The sequence below is a fragment of the Microcoleus sp. S13_B4 genome (assembly GCF_036700885.1).
Taxonomy (GTDB): Bacteria; Cyanobacteriota; Cyanobacteriia; order Cyanobacteriales; family Microcoleaceae; genus Microcoleus.
The window spans coordinates 88,263-103,205 of the sequence record NZ_JAUBPU010000006.1 but is presented as its reverse complement, the minus strand read 5'-3'; the positions used below and the strand labels follow the sequence as shown (position 1 = coordinate 103,205).

Here is a 14,943-nt window from a genome sequence, read left to right as displayed (position 1 = left end):
AGCAGCTTTAATTATATAACTAGCAATTTGCGTTACTACCATAACTGAAACACATTTTGCGATCGCTTGGAGGAAGTTACATTTGAAAACGGGCTCTTTAACTGTTGTCGGGACGGGAATTCAATTAGTTGGTCATCTGACCTTAGCAGCGAAGGCGTGGATCGAGCAAGCTGACAAAGTTCTGTTCGCCGTAGCCGATCCTGTTACTGCTAAATGGCTACAGACACTCAATCCCTTCGCAGAAGCCTTACCTTACAATACCAACAATCAGCGGCGTAGAGAAACTTATCGAGAAATGGTCGATCGCATTTTAGCTGAAGTTCGTCAGGGGTTGAATGTTTGTGCAGTTTTTTACGGTCATCCCGGTGTTTTCGCTTACCCCACCCATGAAGCGATTAAACAGGCGCGTCGTGAAGGCTATAGGGCGCAAATGTTACCAGGAATTTCAGCGGAAGATTGCTTATTTGCTGATTTGGGTCTTGACCCAGGACGCAACGGATGTCAAAGTTTTGAAGCCACTGACTTTCTGATTCGGAGGCGGAAATTTGACCCGACCAGTGCTTTAATTTTGTGGCAGATTGCGACGATCGGCAATCTGGGTTTTTATGAAGAAGGGATTCAATTGCGCGGTTTAACTGTGTTAGCTGAAGTGTTAGAAACATACTATGGTTCTGACCACGAAGTAATTGTTTACGAAGCAGCGGTTTATTACCCGGTTTGCGAGCCAGTTATCCAGCATATTCCTGTGTCCAAACTGGCTGAAAGTCGTGTTACTCTAGTTTCGACACTTTATGTTCCGCCTCAAGCGCCTGCACCTGTAGACAGTGAAATGATGGCACGGTTGGGTATGTCTTTTGCTAAAGAAACTTAAGGTATTTTGCCAAGATAATGTAGTAAAAACTACACTTTTTATCTGCTGGATAAAAAGTGTATGTGTTAGAGGAGAAAAAATGTGCTAAAGTCGCTTTATATAGAACAAAACCCTGACGATGGGAAGGCTCTGGCTCATCGGGGTGAAACTCATCGGCTGACAGGAAATTTTGAAGCTGCGTTAGATGATTTCAACCGATCGCTCGACTTGGAACCTAACAATGCTTGGGCGATCGCACACCGGGGCGAAACCTATTATTTGATGAAACGCTATCAGGAGGCATTCGCAGATTTCAACCGCGCCATTGAACTGAACCCTGATTATAATTGGGCGATCGCTCACCGAGGCGTAACCTATCGCTTTCTGGGAGAAGCATATTACACAAAGGCACTGGCTGACTTGGATCGAGCAATTGAGCGTCAGCCGGATTACGTTTGGGCGATCGCTTATCGTTGCCGCATCTATGAGTTGATGAAGTGCTACAAGCAATCCCTGATTGACTTTGATCGCGCGATCGCCCTTGACGAAACTATATTTGCGGGGAAAAATTGGCAAATTGAGAAAGGGTTGATTCTTTGCTATGACGGTCAATATTCTGAGGCGATCACCTGTAGCGAAGAGAGGTTGCAACAGGTTTCTGATGACACGACAGCTTTGTACTGTATTGCAGTAGCTAAGGCGCGTTGGCAGGGAGTGGACAAAGCAGCAAGCGAAATCGAGCGATCGCGAACAGCATTGCTTTCTCAATGGGAAACGGGCGATCGGGGAGATATTCTCTACCGACTCTGCGGCTTAGCAATCTTGACAGGTAACTGCGAACAAGCATGGGAATATCTGCGAGAAGCTATTCCGATCAATGATGAAGCCATTGAGTTAGTTGGTCACGACCCAGCTTGGTTGGATTGGCGGGACGACCCGAGAACTCAGGCATTACTCGCTAGTTAAGTGTTTGAGAAAACAAATTTCAAGTAATTAAACATCAAGTGTCTTTTCAGGATAATTTTATGCAGATGGATATCAGCGATATGATGATGGCTCAACAAGCAGAAACTCTTCGCTTGTCAGGGGCTTACGAACAGGCGATCGAGATCTTTGAACAACTCCAAATGTATCCTGACAATGCTTGGGTTAATGCTCACTTAGGAGCAACCTATTACCATGTGATGGATTATGGGAAAGCAAAACATTATTTAAAGAAAGCGATCGACAAAAACGATAGGTATTTCTGGGCTCATGCACAGCTAGGTGAAACCTATCGTCTTCGAGCAATTACGGAAAATAACAGAAGGCCAGAATATGTTGAAAAGGCGATCAAGCATTTCCAAAAAGCGCTTGACTCTAAACCACCAGAAGACAGTAACTATGCGTGGGCATTAGCTCACTTGGGGGCAACCCATCGCCTGTATATAACTAAAGGTATCATCCAATTCCTGAAGGAGCCGATATCTCAGCAACCTAATCCAGAGAATTCTTGCGGAAAAGAAAACATAAAACACCACCACGCAAAATACGCTTTGAAATGCCTTAACAGAGCGATTGAACTCATGCCTACATACGCTTGGGCATGGGGTATGCGATCGACAGTTTACAGATTGACTCAAGACTACGAAAATTCATTCTGGGATTTGGAAGTTGAAGCTGTAATAGCTCCCAGTATGGAGATTATGCAACAGTCTTCTTCTCCCGTTCCATTCTTGAAAAGTGGCAGGGTAAATCTTTACGAACACGCTTTCTTGTCTTTTTATTTGACCAAGAAACACTCAGACCCAGAGGATAAAAAAATACACTACATTAGGGCGCTCGCTTTTCTCCAACAAGCTTTGATACTTAGTCCAGGTGACTTGATGGCTAAGCTAATTCTCACCATAATTGAAGCTAACCAAAAGAAGGAAGAAAGAGGGTCATTAAAACCAAATGACATTAAAAATATTCAAAGAAAATTAGAGCAGTTTTTTGCAGATACAGAAGTGGAGTTTTGCCAAAAATTAAAAAAGGTATTACGACATCAAATTAATGTTCCAGAACCCTCAGTTAGTATAGAACAGTTGAAATGGATAAATAGTCATGCTGAGGAGGGACATAAATTAAAGAAGCTTGTTTTGGAAGAGGTGATAAAGAACCCTACATCAGGTGTTGAAAAAGATCCTCAATTATGGCTATGGAAAAACTTTGAGGTGACAGAGATGTGGAGTTATATTCTTTTCTTTCTTGCCGAAGTAAGCCATCTTCTGGGAAACAAAAGTAATATTGGTACAGAAACGGCTTATCTAGAGCTTGCATTCCTCATCAATCCTTACTACGTTACAGAAAGGCTTTATCAAACTCCAGTGTTTTCACATGAAGACAGAGTAAAGATATTTAAAAAGTTGCACGATGATGGAATAGTGTTAAAATTTTCTGAACCCAATTAATGAAACCCTTAATTGCCAGAAAATCAACTGAAAAAATCAATGACGATTAGTTTAGTTCTTCACTGTTCGCGACCTTAGAGATTTAGGAGAATATCCCATGAGTAACCTATTGGATTTATTAACAGATTTAGCACTTGACACGAAGAAACAAAGTGCTTTCCTCAATAACCCCAGTTCCTTAATGGACGAAGTGGGTTTAACGGAAGCAGAACAAACTGCAATGATGAGTGGTGAAAATGCTAAAATTGCCGCACTCTTTGCAGACGAACGAGTGCCGCTTGCCATTACTGCCGTCGATCCCGGCCCCGATCCCTTGCCAGATCCAGACCCTTTTCCTCCTTCTCCACCGTCAGACCCAAAACCTGAATCTGACTAGGATGTGGATTTGAAGTCAAACCACTAATAATTTTATACACTTGGGAAAGTAGATTGATATTTCACAAGCTCAAACCGCACTTGTTGCGGTTTTTTATCCTCAAAACCTAATTATGCAAAATTACCAAATTACTGAAAAACTGCATGAGAGCAGTAACTCGTTAGTCTATCGCGGATATCGGCAAGCAGACAATCTGCCTGTTATCCTCAAAATGCTCAAACAAGCCTATCCTTCACCTGAAAAAATTGCCTGGTTTAAGCGAGAGTATGAAATAACCCAAAACATTTACTTACCAGGCGTAATAGATGTTTACAGCTTCCAAAACCTAGAAAATCAGTGGGTAATTGAGTTAGAAGATTTTGGTGCCGAATCCCTCAATCAGATAATCGCTAAGAAACAATTTACAATTGCTGAATTTCTCCATCTGGCAATTGAGATTGTTGACATTCTCGGTCAGGTTCACCAGCAGCACATTATTCATAAAGATATTAACCCATCAAATATTGTTTTCAATCAGCAGACAGGTAAGCTGAAGCTAATTGATTTTGGCATTTGCACAACACTGTCGCGAGAAAACCCAACCTTTCGCAACCCGAACGTATTAGAAGGAACGCTAGCTTATCTCTCGCCAGAACAAACAGGTCGCATGAATCGAAGAATCGATTACCGCACTGATTTTTACTCGCTGGGGATAACTTTTTATGAATTACTAACCGGACAGTTACCTTTCCCCACGAATGATGTTTTGGAATTAGTGCATTGTCATATTGCTAAACAACCTATCCCACCGCACGAAGTCAAACCAGAAGTTCCACCTATTATTTCGACCATTGTGTTGAAATTAATGGCAAAAAATGCTGAGGCACGCTACTTGTCAGCATATCAAATAAAGGCAGATTTACAAGAATGTCTCAGACAGTGGCAGAGCAAAGAGCAAATTGATCCTTTCCCAATTGCTCGGCACAATATTTCCGATCGATTTCAAATTCCCCAAAAACTGTACGGGCGAGAACGGGAAGTTTCTGCCTTATTAGCTGCTTTCGAGCGAGTTAGTCAAGAAACCAGTGAAATGATGCTGGTTTCTGGATATTCTGGGATTGGAAAAACAGTATTAATCCAGGAGATATATAAGCCGCTGACTCAACAACGGGGCTATTTTATTTCGGGTAAATTTGACCAGTTTCAACGAGATACTCCCTACGCATCCTTAATTCAGGCATTTCGTTCATTAGTACGGCAGTTACTAACAGAAAGCGATGCCCAAATTAGCAAGTGGCGAGATAAAATCCAAGCAGAATTAGGGGAAGCTGGAGGGGTAATCGTTGAAGTTATTCCTGAAGTAGAACTAATTATTGGTTCCCAACCACCCCTACCAGATCTGCCTCCAGCAGAACAGAGGAATCGCTTTAATTTGGTTTTTCAAAAATTTATTAATATATTCACTCAGCCCGAACATCCGTTAGTAATTTTCTTAGACGATTTGCAGTGGGCAGATGGAGCCTCGCTGGAATTAATTCAACTGCTGATGACAGTAGCAGATCGTAAATATCTATTTTTTATTGGCGCATATCGCGATAATGAAGTAAGCTCGGCACATCCGCTAATTCATACATTGGAAAATATTGAGAAAGCCAAAGCAACAACAATTAATAAAATATTCTTGACACCTTTAGCATTAACCGATATTACGCAACTTTTAGTTGATACACTTCTTGCGGAATCAAAAAATGCTAAGCCACTTGCCGAATTGCTCCAACAAAAAACTGGTGGCAATCCGTTTTTTATCAATGAATTCTTAAAATCACTGCATTCTGAAGCATGGTTGTATTTTAACTACGAATCTCAGCAATGGCAGTGGGACTTAGAACGAATCAAAGCGCAACCGCTTACAGATAACGTTTTAGAACTAACGAGCAAAAATTTAAAAAAACTCCCGACAGCAACTCAGGCAGTCTTAAAATTAGCAGCTTGCGTAGGAAATCAGTTTGACTTGAAAACACTAGCGATTATCTACGAAAAATCTCTTCAAGAAACAGCAACAGATTTACGGTCAGCACTCCAATCTAATCTAATTATACCCCTCAGCCATGCTTATCAGTTGGCGGAACTTGATGTAGCAGGTTTGTCAGATCGGTTAGTTGCAGAATACAAATTTGCTCACGATCGCATTCAACAAGCAGTTTACTCTCTCATCTCCGAAGCAGATAGACAGTCAGTACATCTGCGAGTGGGAAGGTTATTACTCCAAAATACATCATCTGAAGAATTGTCACAGAAGCTGTTTGATATTGTCAATCAGTTAAACAAAGGCCGTGCGCTGATCGAGCGACAAATAGAGCGATACGAGTTAGCTCGATTAAACTTAAAGGCAGGTAAAAAAGCCAAATCTTCAGCGGCTAGCCAACCAGCTTTCAATTACCTTCAGATCGGCTTAAGTTTGTTAAATAAAAAGAGTTGGTTGCAGCAGTACAACCTTACCTTAGATTTGCATTTAGAAGCAGCAGAAACAGCTTATACAATTGCCAACTACGATGAAATGGAGCGCTTAGCTGGGGTAGTTTTACAAAAAGCCCAAACGTTGTTAGAGAAAGTAAAACTCTATGAAATTAAAATGCAAGCTTATTGCGCCCAAATGAAATTCCTAGAGGCGATCGACATTGGGCTAGAAGTTATGAAATTATTAGGGGTAGAATTACCGCAACGACCGAACCAATCCGATCTGGCACAAGAGATGGAGCAGATAAAATCTGCTTTAGCGGGCAGGCAAGCCCAGGATCTAATCGACTTACCGCAAATGACCGACCCGTATAAACTAGCAGCTATGCGGGTGATGAACTACTTATTTGGCCCTGCGTTCATAGCAATTAATCAACTGAGCTTGTTAAATTGGTGCCGACAGGTAAATTTATCGATTCAGTATGGTAATTTTGCTGGCTCTGCTTTTCCGTATGTAGGTTACGCACTGATCCTCTGCTCGTCAGGAGAGCTTGACGCTGGCTATCAGTTTGGTCAACTTGCTTTGAAATTACTAGAACGATTCAAAGATAGAACATTCAAAGCAAGAGTTTATGCAATATATAAGGGATTTCTCAAGCATTGGAATGAACCGCTCAAAGACACATCTTCTTTGTGCATAGAAGCTTATCAAAGTGGGATAGAAACTGGAGATCTTGAATATGCTGCTAGTATTAGGCAGAGCTATGCTTATGCTTTGTACCTCAGCGGTGTGGAGCTGAGCGATGCCAAGAAAGAGATGGCGAAATCCCTTGAAGTTACTTATCAAACTAAACAGGAAGCATATATTCATTGGAATCAAATCTTGATGCAGGCGATCCTGAACTTGGTGGAACAAGTAGAAAATCCCTGCTATTTGATTGGCGAAGTATACGACGAACAAAAGATGATGCCAGTCCATCAAGCAGGTGGCGATCGAACTGCGCTCATGCACGCTTATTCCCATAAAGTTATCCTCTGTTATCTTTTCGAGGAATTTCAGCAAGCTGTGGAGAATGCAGACCGCTTTGAAGAATACTCAGCTAATGCAGCTTCCTTTTTTATTCTCCCTGTTGTCTATTTATACGATATGTTAGCCCGATTGGCGCTATATCCTAATTCCTCAGAGACGGAAAAAGAAGAAATCCTGGCAAAGGTAGCTGCTAAACAAGAAAAAATGGAAACATGGGCAAAGCAGGCTCCCATGAATTACCTGCACAAATTCTATCTAGTCGAAGCGGAACGCGATCGCGTATTAGGCAACGATAAGGATGCCAGAGAATATTACGACAAAGCCATCATCTTAGCCCGCGAAAACGAATATCTCAACGAAGAGGCCCTCGCCTACGAACTAGCAGCCAGGTTTTATTTAGCCAGGAATCAAAATCATGTTGCCCGTCACTACCTGCAAGATGCCCACTATGCCTATCAGCGTTGGGGGGCTGTAGCTAAAGTCAAAGATTTGGAAGCGCGATACCCGCAATTTTTAGCCCTTCAGTCGCTTAGTTCAACCCGAACAGATACTGAAAATAATATCATTAATCCAATCACCACAACTGGTAGCAATTCCGGCGAAGCGCTAGATTTTGCCGCAGTAATGAAAGCATCCCAAGCTATCTCCGGTGAAATCGTTCTAGAACAATTGTTAAACCAGGTGATGAAAACTGTGATTGAAAACGCAGGCGCCCAAAAAGGTTTTCTGATTCTGGATCAAGGCGGAAATTGGGCGATTGAAGCGGAAGCAGCAGTAGAATGCGAGATCATTACCATTATGCAATCCATTCCCGTAGATTCCGTAGATCCTGCAACTGGAATGCCCTTGCTGTCAACCGCCATAGTTAACTACGTCGCTCGCAGCCACGAAAATGTAGTATTAAATAACGCCACCGATGAAGGACTATTTACTGGGGATTCTTACATTACCGCTACTCAACCCAAATCGATCCTCTGCACTCCCCTACTCAATCAAGGCAAACTAGGTGGTATTCTCTACTTAGAAAATAATTTGGCGCTCGGCGCATTCACCTCGGAAAGAGTGGAAACTTTAAAAATCATTGCCGCTCAAGCTGCGATCTCAATTGAAAATGCAAGTCTCTACGAACAATTAGAAGATTACAACCGAACTTTAGAGCAAAAAGTAGAAGACCGTACCGCAGAATTAGCCCAAGCTAATACACAAATATTGAGTTTGAACGAACGGCTAAAAGTAGAAAATATTCGCATGAGTGCCGAACTAGACGTAACCCGCCGCCTGCAACAAATGATTTTGCCTCAACAGCAGGAATTAGAGTCAATTGAAGGGTTAGAAATTGCTGCATTCATGGAACCGGCTGATGAAGTTGGCGGCGACTACTACGACGTACTAAATCACGGCGGTAAAGCCACAATTGGCATCGGCGACGTGACAGGACACGGTTTAGAAAGCGGCGTATTAATGATTATGGCGCAAACAGCAATTCGCACTTTATTGGTTCACAATGAAACCGACCCAGTGAAATTATTGCAGACAGTCAACCAAACGCTTTTTGACAACGTAGAGCGCATGAATTGCGGTAAAAGTATGAGCCTTTCTTTGCTGGAATATCGGGGAGACAACATCCTGCGTTTGAGCGGACAGCACGAAGAGGTGATTGTCCTGCGTTCTAGCGGCGAAGTAGAGCGGATTGATACTATGGAGTTAGGCTTTCCGATCGCCTTGGAACCAGATATTGCCGATTTCATTGCTACTACTGAAATACAGTTAAATTCCGGGGATGTTGTCGTACTCTACACAGATGGAATTACCGAAGCTTTTGATATGAATAAAGATGAATATGGTATCGAGCCCTTAATTGAACTTGTTGCCCTTAACAGGGAAAAGTCAGCAGCAGAAATCAAGCAAGCTATTATTGACGACGTGCGGCGATACATCGGGGAGCAAAAAGTCTTTGATGACATTACTTTGGTAGTAATCAAACAGAAGTAAGTATGGGAAAATTTAGTGGCGGCAGTGTCAAATATCTTTCGAGGCTTTGGAGAAAAATATATAATTAATTTTGCTTGACTACTTATACCTAATTTTTTTGGGACATGAATTGAAAATTTTAGATTTATCATTCCTGGACGTATCCAGGGGCAAAAACCTGGTTTCTCCGTCAATCTCTCAGGCGAGAGATCCACTATTTTTCGGCTCAACCGGGTTTTTTGCGTAATACCAATTTAATGTGAAGTTGCACATATCTCGATCCCCCTAAATCCCCCTTAAGAAGGGGGACTTTGAGCGGAATCTTGTCCCCCCCTTAATAAGGGGGGCTAGGGGGGATCTGATTCTATGCAGCCTCATAAAAAATTGGTATAAGTTATATTTATGTCAATCTTATGTAGCAGAAATAACTCCTTCGCCCAATCGGTTACACCTAATTTAGCTACCCGAAACTGAGGGCGAGCGCCCTCAGTACCAAAATCAGTAAACTGGCGTACATCGGGTTCATGGAATGCTAAAACAATATCTTCTTTAGGCACTCCCAGTTCGACGAGTTGGTTCGCAATTCCGACTTCAGTACCGTCATGTTGAATCCAAATTTTTCCACCCTTGATATCAAGATGCAGAATACAGCCAAAATCGCGTTTATTTCCACGCCAACCCACATACAGAAATTGATAATGATCTTGCTCAGTATCAAAAAGGGTTTGCACTTCGTATTCTTGCGTATTTCGTTGTATCGAAATGCGCTCTCGCCGTTCTGAAAGAAGATGACGAATGTATTGCCGATATTGCTCTATAGCCATTGAACAATAACCTCCTGTTGCACATCATAAATCATCAATCGTAGTTGATATCGCCCAAGCGCAGCCACAATAAACCGTCGTTGAAAGAAACTTTCATAAATTGGCACTCGCACCGCTAGATAGAGGCGGCGATCGGGTTCAATCATTTCAAGCGCATCGCGATAATTGAGAAATTATCCCAATGCAGTATGAAAATCTGAAACATTGGATGGGCTAATGAAACTTTTAACTTCTACAGCTATTTTCTGATGATCTCGCTGGGCGGCTAACAGTTGTTCCGCTGCTAAATCAATCTCAAAATCTACATCATCAACATTAATTTCATAGGACCGGCCGTAATCTGCCAACCTTGCTTTTCTAAACCAGTCTTAACAACACCATGAAACCGATCTTTTACCATACAAGTTTTCTAGTTGCAGATAACTACTCATCTTGTAAGTATTTTTGCTTGACCCGCCCTAGAACTTACCAATGAATATTATAACCTAAATGGGGCGATTGCCAATAGTTTACAAACCGGATATCGGCACAAACTCGTAACCGTAACTGGTGCGATTTCCGGGTTTAACAGTTACTAACTGAACTGCTCGATTACGATCGCCCGAAGGTAAAAACCGAATCGGGCCGGATGCTCCATTTGCCGAAAAATCTGACGCCGATAAAGCTTGTTGAATGCCTGTACGAGTTGGATTGCGCTCTAAACCGACAATTAAGGCGATCGCCGCATCGTAAGCTAAAGCTGTGCGCCAACTGACTTCAGCATTCCAAAGTTTTTTGGATGTTTGGGGAAAGCTTAACTGCGGATCTGCGAGAATGTGCCAAGGAACTGCCAGCACCATATCTGTTGCTGCCGCGCCACCGATTTGCAGGACTTTAGCAGTATAAACGTCGTCTCCTGCGAGTAAAGGCAGGCGTTTGGCGTTTACTTGCACTACTTGCAAAGCTTGGTCGAGCGTGGCGGTATTGGCTGCTAACATAATCACTTCTGCTCCCTGGGCGATCGCGCTTTTAAAGCTGTCGGTCGCATTAAAATTACCCTTAGCAAAGTCAAATTCCGATACTACTTGTCCGCCATCTCCGTAAAGAGCAGTAGTGAATTCACTTTTTAAAGATTTGCTATAATTGCTAGCAGAATTGAAAAATACAGCAGCTTTTTTCTTTTGCAATTTTGTCAGCATATAGCGGGAAAGAGCATTCGCAGCAAATCGATCGCTCGGCACTGTCCTAAATATATTGCTGCCAATTCCAGAGAGTTGCACCGAGGTACTGATCGGAGAAATTGCTACTAATTGATTTTGCTGGTAAATCTTGCTGGATGCTAGCGTTGCGTCAGAACTAAAATGCCCGATCACTCCTAAAACTTCAGAGTTATTTGCGAGCGCGCTGGCAATTTGCGCGGCAATTTCTGGGTTGTTGTCATCGTTAGCAATTACCACTTTTAATGGAGTACCGCTAATGCCGCCGCTTTGGTTGATTTCATTTTGAGCTTGAGCGACGCCCCGCAGAATTTCTTGAGCACCATTGATATCGGCGCCAATGGGAACTGCGGCGGCAATTGTGTAGGATTTGCGATCGCCGATGCGGGCGTTGTTGAGGTAAATTAGTGCTTCGGGATCGTTGCGATTGGTTTTCAGCGAAGCTTGTAAGTCGGAAATAGCTGCGTTATAGTTGCCAGATGCGATCGCCTGCACTGCTGCTTGTTTAGTTGTTGTGGCTTGCTCTGGAATTAACAGTTTTTGTCCGGCACTCAGACGCTGCCCAATTGCCTCCTCTGATTGCGGCGAATTCCCCGTCGCAGACTTTGGAAATGTCTGATTTGGGGGTGATGAACCTCCGAGATTGATGCCGCCTCGGCTTGTCAGCCACCAAATACCTGCACCGGCTAGCCCGATCGTAATTAGGAGCGATAATACCAGAACAGCGGTTTCGTTTTTTTGGGACATGGCTGCAGAATTTTAGATTTTAGGTTTTAGATTCCAAGAAGGAAGCAAGTTCGGCAACGAGCAATGTACGGGATGTAGCGCATTTAATAACAAGTTTTCCTTCATTCAACAATTTATGTAGCCATTATTCTAATTGTTCTACTGGAGATAGATGATTTTTGGCTGACATATACATATATTTTAGCGCTTGGTAATTTATTTCTACTTGATATTCTACAATCTAACTGCGTAGCAGCTTAGATCCAGTGAGGTTGACTGTGATACCTGCGGAGTGTCCCGTCTCTGAGGGTTTGGCTTCTTCGTCGTATTTGGCGCTGCTGGGGGTGGGAGCCATTTCTGGTGTGATTTCTGGTGCTGTTTCAGGCACCGCGTCTCCTGAGTCTGCGATCGGTGGGGGTGCGATCGCTATGCAGCCAACTAGGGCCACTAGGGAACCCGGTATTTTCCCTGTTTTTTTTCCATCCTTTAACTCCTTGCTCGCGGCTATGAGGCATGGAGTAAACAGTGGCTGGTTTATAGCTTACTTAACTTGTTGACGGCCGTTTTATTTGCGGTCATACTTCCTACTAAGGTAGAACAATCAGCTAAATATAGTCTGTGGCGAATCCTACTTTATAGGTTTTTTTATGTTGTTTAGCTTTTTGTAAACATTTTTGAGCGGTTCGTATCACAATTATTGAATAAATTCTTTTTCTTAATTAAATCTTTATTTTTCCGCCCAACCTAGACACTGGGGGAGTTTTTAATTATCCAGGAGCGAGGAAAGATTAAACTTTTTTTAAGTTTGACAAAATAAACGACATCTTTTGTAATATAAAGAAGAAAGTTGAAAAAACTATAAAGACAAACTAATTGGATAAAAGTGTCGCTAAGGTAGTAAAAATGACGGTTGGTCACAGAAAAAGAGTGTTAAGCTAGGGTAAGCTCAGCCAAAGCAAAACCTCGATATTTAATTAAGTTCGATCGATAACAAAGGCTAAGGTAAATTCCATGGCAAACTCAGTTTTAAATCAGCCAAACGCAGCAGCAGGAGTGCAGTGGCAGCCAAAAGATATTATCCGCGGCCTAGTGTGGAAAATTGCGATCGCAACCTGGCTGTTAATGGCTGTAGGCAGCGCCACGCGAGTCATGAATGCGGGGCTCGCTTGCCCCGACTGGCCGCTGTGCTACGGTCAATTAATACCTGCAGCGCAAATGAATTTGCAGGTATTTCTGGAGTGGTTTCACCGGTTGGACGCAGCAGCGATCGGTTTAAGCGCGATCGCACTTTTAGGACTATCTTTGTTTTACCGCAGCCGCCTGCCAAAATGGCTGCCTTGGGCGAGCGCTGGGGCAGTATTTTTAATCGTTTTTCAAGGCGTATTGGGCGGCTTGACAGTAACACAACTGCTCAGATTTGACATCGTTACGGCTCACTTGGGAACAGCTTTACTGTTTTTTGGTGCGCTGCTAGTCATCGGTTTCATGCTGACTCCCTACGAAGCTACAGGAAATGTCGGCAAATTAGCTTGGGTAAGTTCGATCGCAGCATTGTTAGTTTACCTGCAAAGTTTGCTAGGAGCATTAGTAGGCTCTAGATGGGCACTGCACCAATGTTTGGACTCCTCAGAATTGTGCTCGGTAATGAACAGCCACATCGTCGGTATCGTACCAGCTACAGCAGCGACTTTAGCCGTAGCAGTCATGGCTTGGCGCCAGCCTGCACTGAGTCCAAATTTGCGAAAACTGGCTAATTGGGCGAGTGTTTGCCTCATTGCTCAATTAGTTCTCGGATTAGCAACTTTCCGGCTGCACCTTCAGGTAGAACCGCTGACAGTCGCCCACCAAGCAGTCGGTGCTGCTTTGCTGGGAACCCTGATAGCTTTTAGTGTTTTAGCTTGGCGCGATCGAGTTTTATCAGCTTGAGAGATAAGACTAAAGTAAGAGGCGGCGGGTTTATTAATCCTTGTAGCTACACCAATAACTTATCGTAAAACCCGCCACTCCAACCTAATGACTAATGACGAATTCGCAAATAATTACTAACAGCTTACAACCGATGCAAGAAATCCTTTCCAACGACAGGCCCCGCCTCCACGAAAACTTTTCGCAAGTGGTGAAAAGTTACTATCAACTAACAAAACCCAGAATTATTTTACTGCTGCTAATCACTACCTCAGCAGGAATGTGGATGGCCGCCAAAGGAGAAGTCGATCCGCTATTGCTGGTATCAACTATTACTGGAGGTGCTTTAGCTTCTGCGTCGGCGAATACGATTAATTGTGTCTACGACAGTGACATCGATTATATTATGGAGCGCACCCGGTGGCGACCGATTCCTTCCGGGCGTGTCAAGAAGCGGGATGCTTTGATATTTGCGATCGCCCTAGCTACAATATCCTTTACATTGCTGACAGTTGTTGCCAACTTATTAGCCGCATTGCTAGCAATGTCAGGCATCCTTTTCTATGTCCTAATTTACACCCACTGGCTGAAGCGTCACAGCGTGCAAAACATCGTCATCGGCGGTGCAGCAGGGGCGATTCCCCCGCTAGTTGGGTGGGCTGCGGTGACAGGAGATTTGAGTTGGGGTGCGTGGCTACTGTTTGGGATTATATTCCTGTGGACACCGCCACATTTTTGGGCATTAGCAATGATGATTCGCGATGAATACAAGGAAGTAGGCGTCCCGATGTTACCCGTAATTGAGGGCGACGAAGCCACAGCCCGCCAAATTTGGATTTACACGCTATTGATGATTCCTGCAACTTTGCTGCTAGTTTACCCCCTGCATTTAGCGGGCGCGGTGTATGCGGGAACAGCTATTTTCCTCGGTGCTATTTTTGCCCAAAAAGCTTGGTTGCTGTTGCAGACTCCTGAGGATAAGATTGTTGCGCGATCGCTCTTTAAATACTCTATTCTGTACCTGATGCTATTGTGCGCGGGAATAGTGGTTGACAGTTTGCCTGTGACTCATAATTTTACTACTGCTGTTGTACAAAATGTGCAAACTTTAATTAGTGCAGTTGTGATGTAGTCTTTTGTTAAATTGCAATTCTTAAAATGAAGCCCGCATCTTGCGGGTTTTGTTTATGGTAAAAT

The 14,943-nt window shown here is 43.2% G+C and carries 10 protein-coding genes and 1 pseudogene; 7 read left to right on the top strand and 4 right to left on the bottom strand.

What is annotated here, in order from left to right; genetic code table 11:
• Positions 1–82: 82 nt before the first annotated feature.
• The 5 genes from QT994_RS06030 (at position 83) to QT994_RS06010 (ending at position 9,116) form a co-directional block, all read left to right on the top strand.
• Positions 83–871, top strand: a complete 789-nt coding sequence (locus QT994_RS06030) for an SAM-dependent methyltransferase (RefSeq protein ID WP_333172518.1) — start codon at positions 83–85, stop codon at positions 869–871.
• Between the two features lie 81 nt (positions 872–952).
• Positions 953–1,816, top strand: a complete 864-nt coding sequence (locus QT994_RS06025; RefSeq protein ID WP_333172515.1) for a tetratricopeptide repeat protein — start codon at positions 953–955, stop codon at positions 1,814–1,816.
• Between the two features lie 65 nt (positions 1,817–1,881).
• Positions 1,882–3,282, top strand: coding sequence for a tetratricopeptide repeat protein (locus tag QT994_RS06020; RefSeq protein WP_333172512.1), 1,401 nt, complete (start codon positions 1,882–1,884; stop codon positions 3,280–3,282).
• Positions 3,283–3,379: 97 nt separating this feature from the next.
• A complete protein-coding gene (locus QT994_RS06015; RefSeq protein ID WP_333172509.1) occupies positions 3,380–3,658 on the top strand; it encodes a hypothetical protein in 279 nt (92 codons plus the stop codon).
• Between the two features lie 112 nt (positions 3,659–3,770).
• Positions 3,771–9,116: an AAA family ATPase gene (locus tag QT994_RS06010; protein ID WP_333172506.1), complete on the top strand. Its 5,346-nt coding sequence runs from the start codon at positions 3,771–3,773 to the stop codon at positions 9,114–9,116.
• A gap of 353 nt (positions 9,117–9,469) precedes the next feature.
• On the opposite strand, the gene QT994_RS06005 is transcribed toward QT994_RS06010, so the two are convergent.
• The 4 genes and pseudogenes from QT994_RS06005 to QT994_RS05990 all read right to left on the bottom strand — a co-directional run bounded on the left by QT994_RS06005 (position 9,470) and on the right by QT994_RS05990 (position 12,289).
• The gene (locus QT994_RS06005) at positions 9,470–9,919 is read right to left on the bottom strand and encodes a XisI protein (RefSeq protein WP_333172503.1); all 450 of its coding nucleotides are present in this window, start codon (positions 9,917–9,919) and stop codon (positions 9,470–9,472) included.
• Positions 9,910–10,319, bottom strand: a pseudogene (locus tag QT994_RS06000) (XisH family protein). Before QT994_RS06000 ends, QT994_RS06005 begins: the two are co-directional and overlap by 10 nt.
• Before the next feature lie 109 nt (positions 10,320–10,428).
• On the bottom strand, positions 10,429–11,862 hold the full coding sequence (locus QT994_RS05995) for an ABC transporter substrate-binding protein (RefSeq protein ID WP_333172500.1): 1,434 nt from the start codon (positions 11,860–11,862) through the stop codon (positions 10,429–10,431).
• A gap of 220 nt (positions 11,863–12,082) precedes the next feature.
• On the bottom strand, positions 12,083–12,289 hold the full coding sequence (locus QT994_RS05990) for a hypothetical protein (RefSeq protein ID WP_333172498.1): 207 nt from the start codon (positions 12,287–12,289) through the stop codon (positions 12,083–12,085).
• Positions 12,290–12,852: 563 nt separating this feature from the next.
• Here QT994_RS05990 and QT994_RS05985 point away from each other — a divergent pair.
• Both QT994_RS05985 and QT994_RS05980 read left to right on the top strand, forming a co-directional pair.
• Complete coding sequence (locus QT994_RS05985; RefSeq protein ID WP_333172495.1) at positions 12,853–13,767, top strand: heme A synthase; 915 nt, start codon at positions 12,853–12,855, stop codon at positions 13,765–13,767.
• A 133-nt stretch (positions 13,768–13,900) separates the two neighbouring features.
• Positions 13,901–14,878, top strand: coding sequence for a heme o synthase (locus tag QT994_RS05980; protein WP_333172641.1), 978 nt, complete (start codon positions 13,901–13,903; stop codon positions 14,876–14,878).
• Positions 14,879–14,943: the final 65 nt, after the last annotated feature.

Coding starts and splice junctions, on each gene's coding strand:
- QT994_RS06020 (WP_333172512.1), top strand. CDS start 1,882: ATGGATATCAGCGATATGATGATGGCTCAACAAGCAGAAACTCTTCGC.
- QT994_RS06015 (WP_333172509.1), top strand. CDS start 3,380: ATGAGTAACCTATTGGATTTATTAACAGATTTAGCACTTGACACGAAG.
- QT994_RS06010 (WP_333172506.1), top strand. CDS start 3,771: ATGCAAAATTACCAAATTACTGAAAAACTGCATGAGAGCAGTAACTCG.
- QT994_RS06005 (WP_333172503.1), bottom strand. CDS start 9,919: ATGGCTATAGAGCAATATCGGCAATACATTCGTCATCTTCTTTCAGAA.
- QT994_RS05995 (WP_333172500.1), bottom strand. CDS start 11,862: ATGTCCCAAAAAAACGAAACCGCTGTTCTGGTATTATCGCTCCTAATT.
- QT994_RS05985 (WP_333172495.1), top strand. CDS start 12,853: ATGGCAAACTCAGTTTTAAATCAGCCAAACGCAGCAGCAGGAGTGCAG.
- QT994_RS05980 (WP_333172641.1), top strand. CDS start 13,901: ATGCAAGAAATCCTTTCCAACGACAGGCCCCGCCTCCACGAAAACTTT.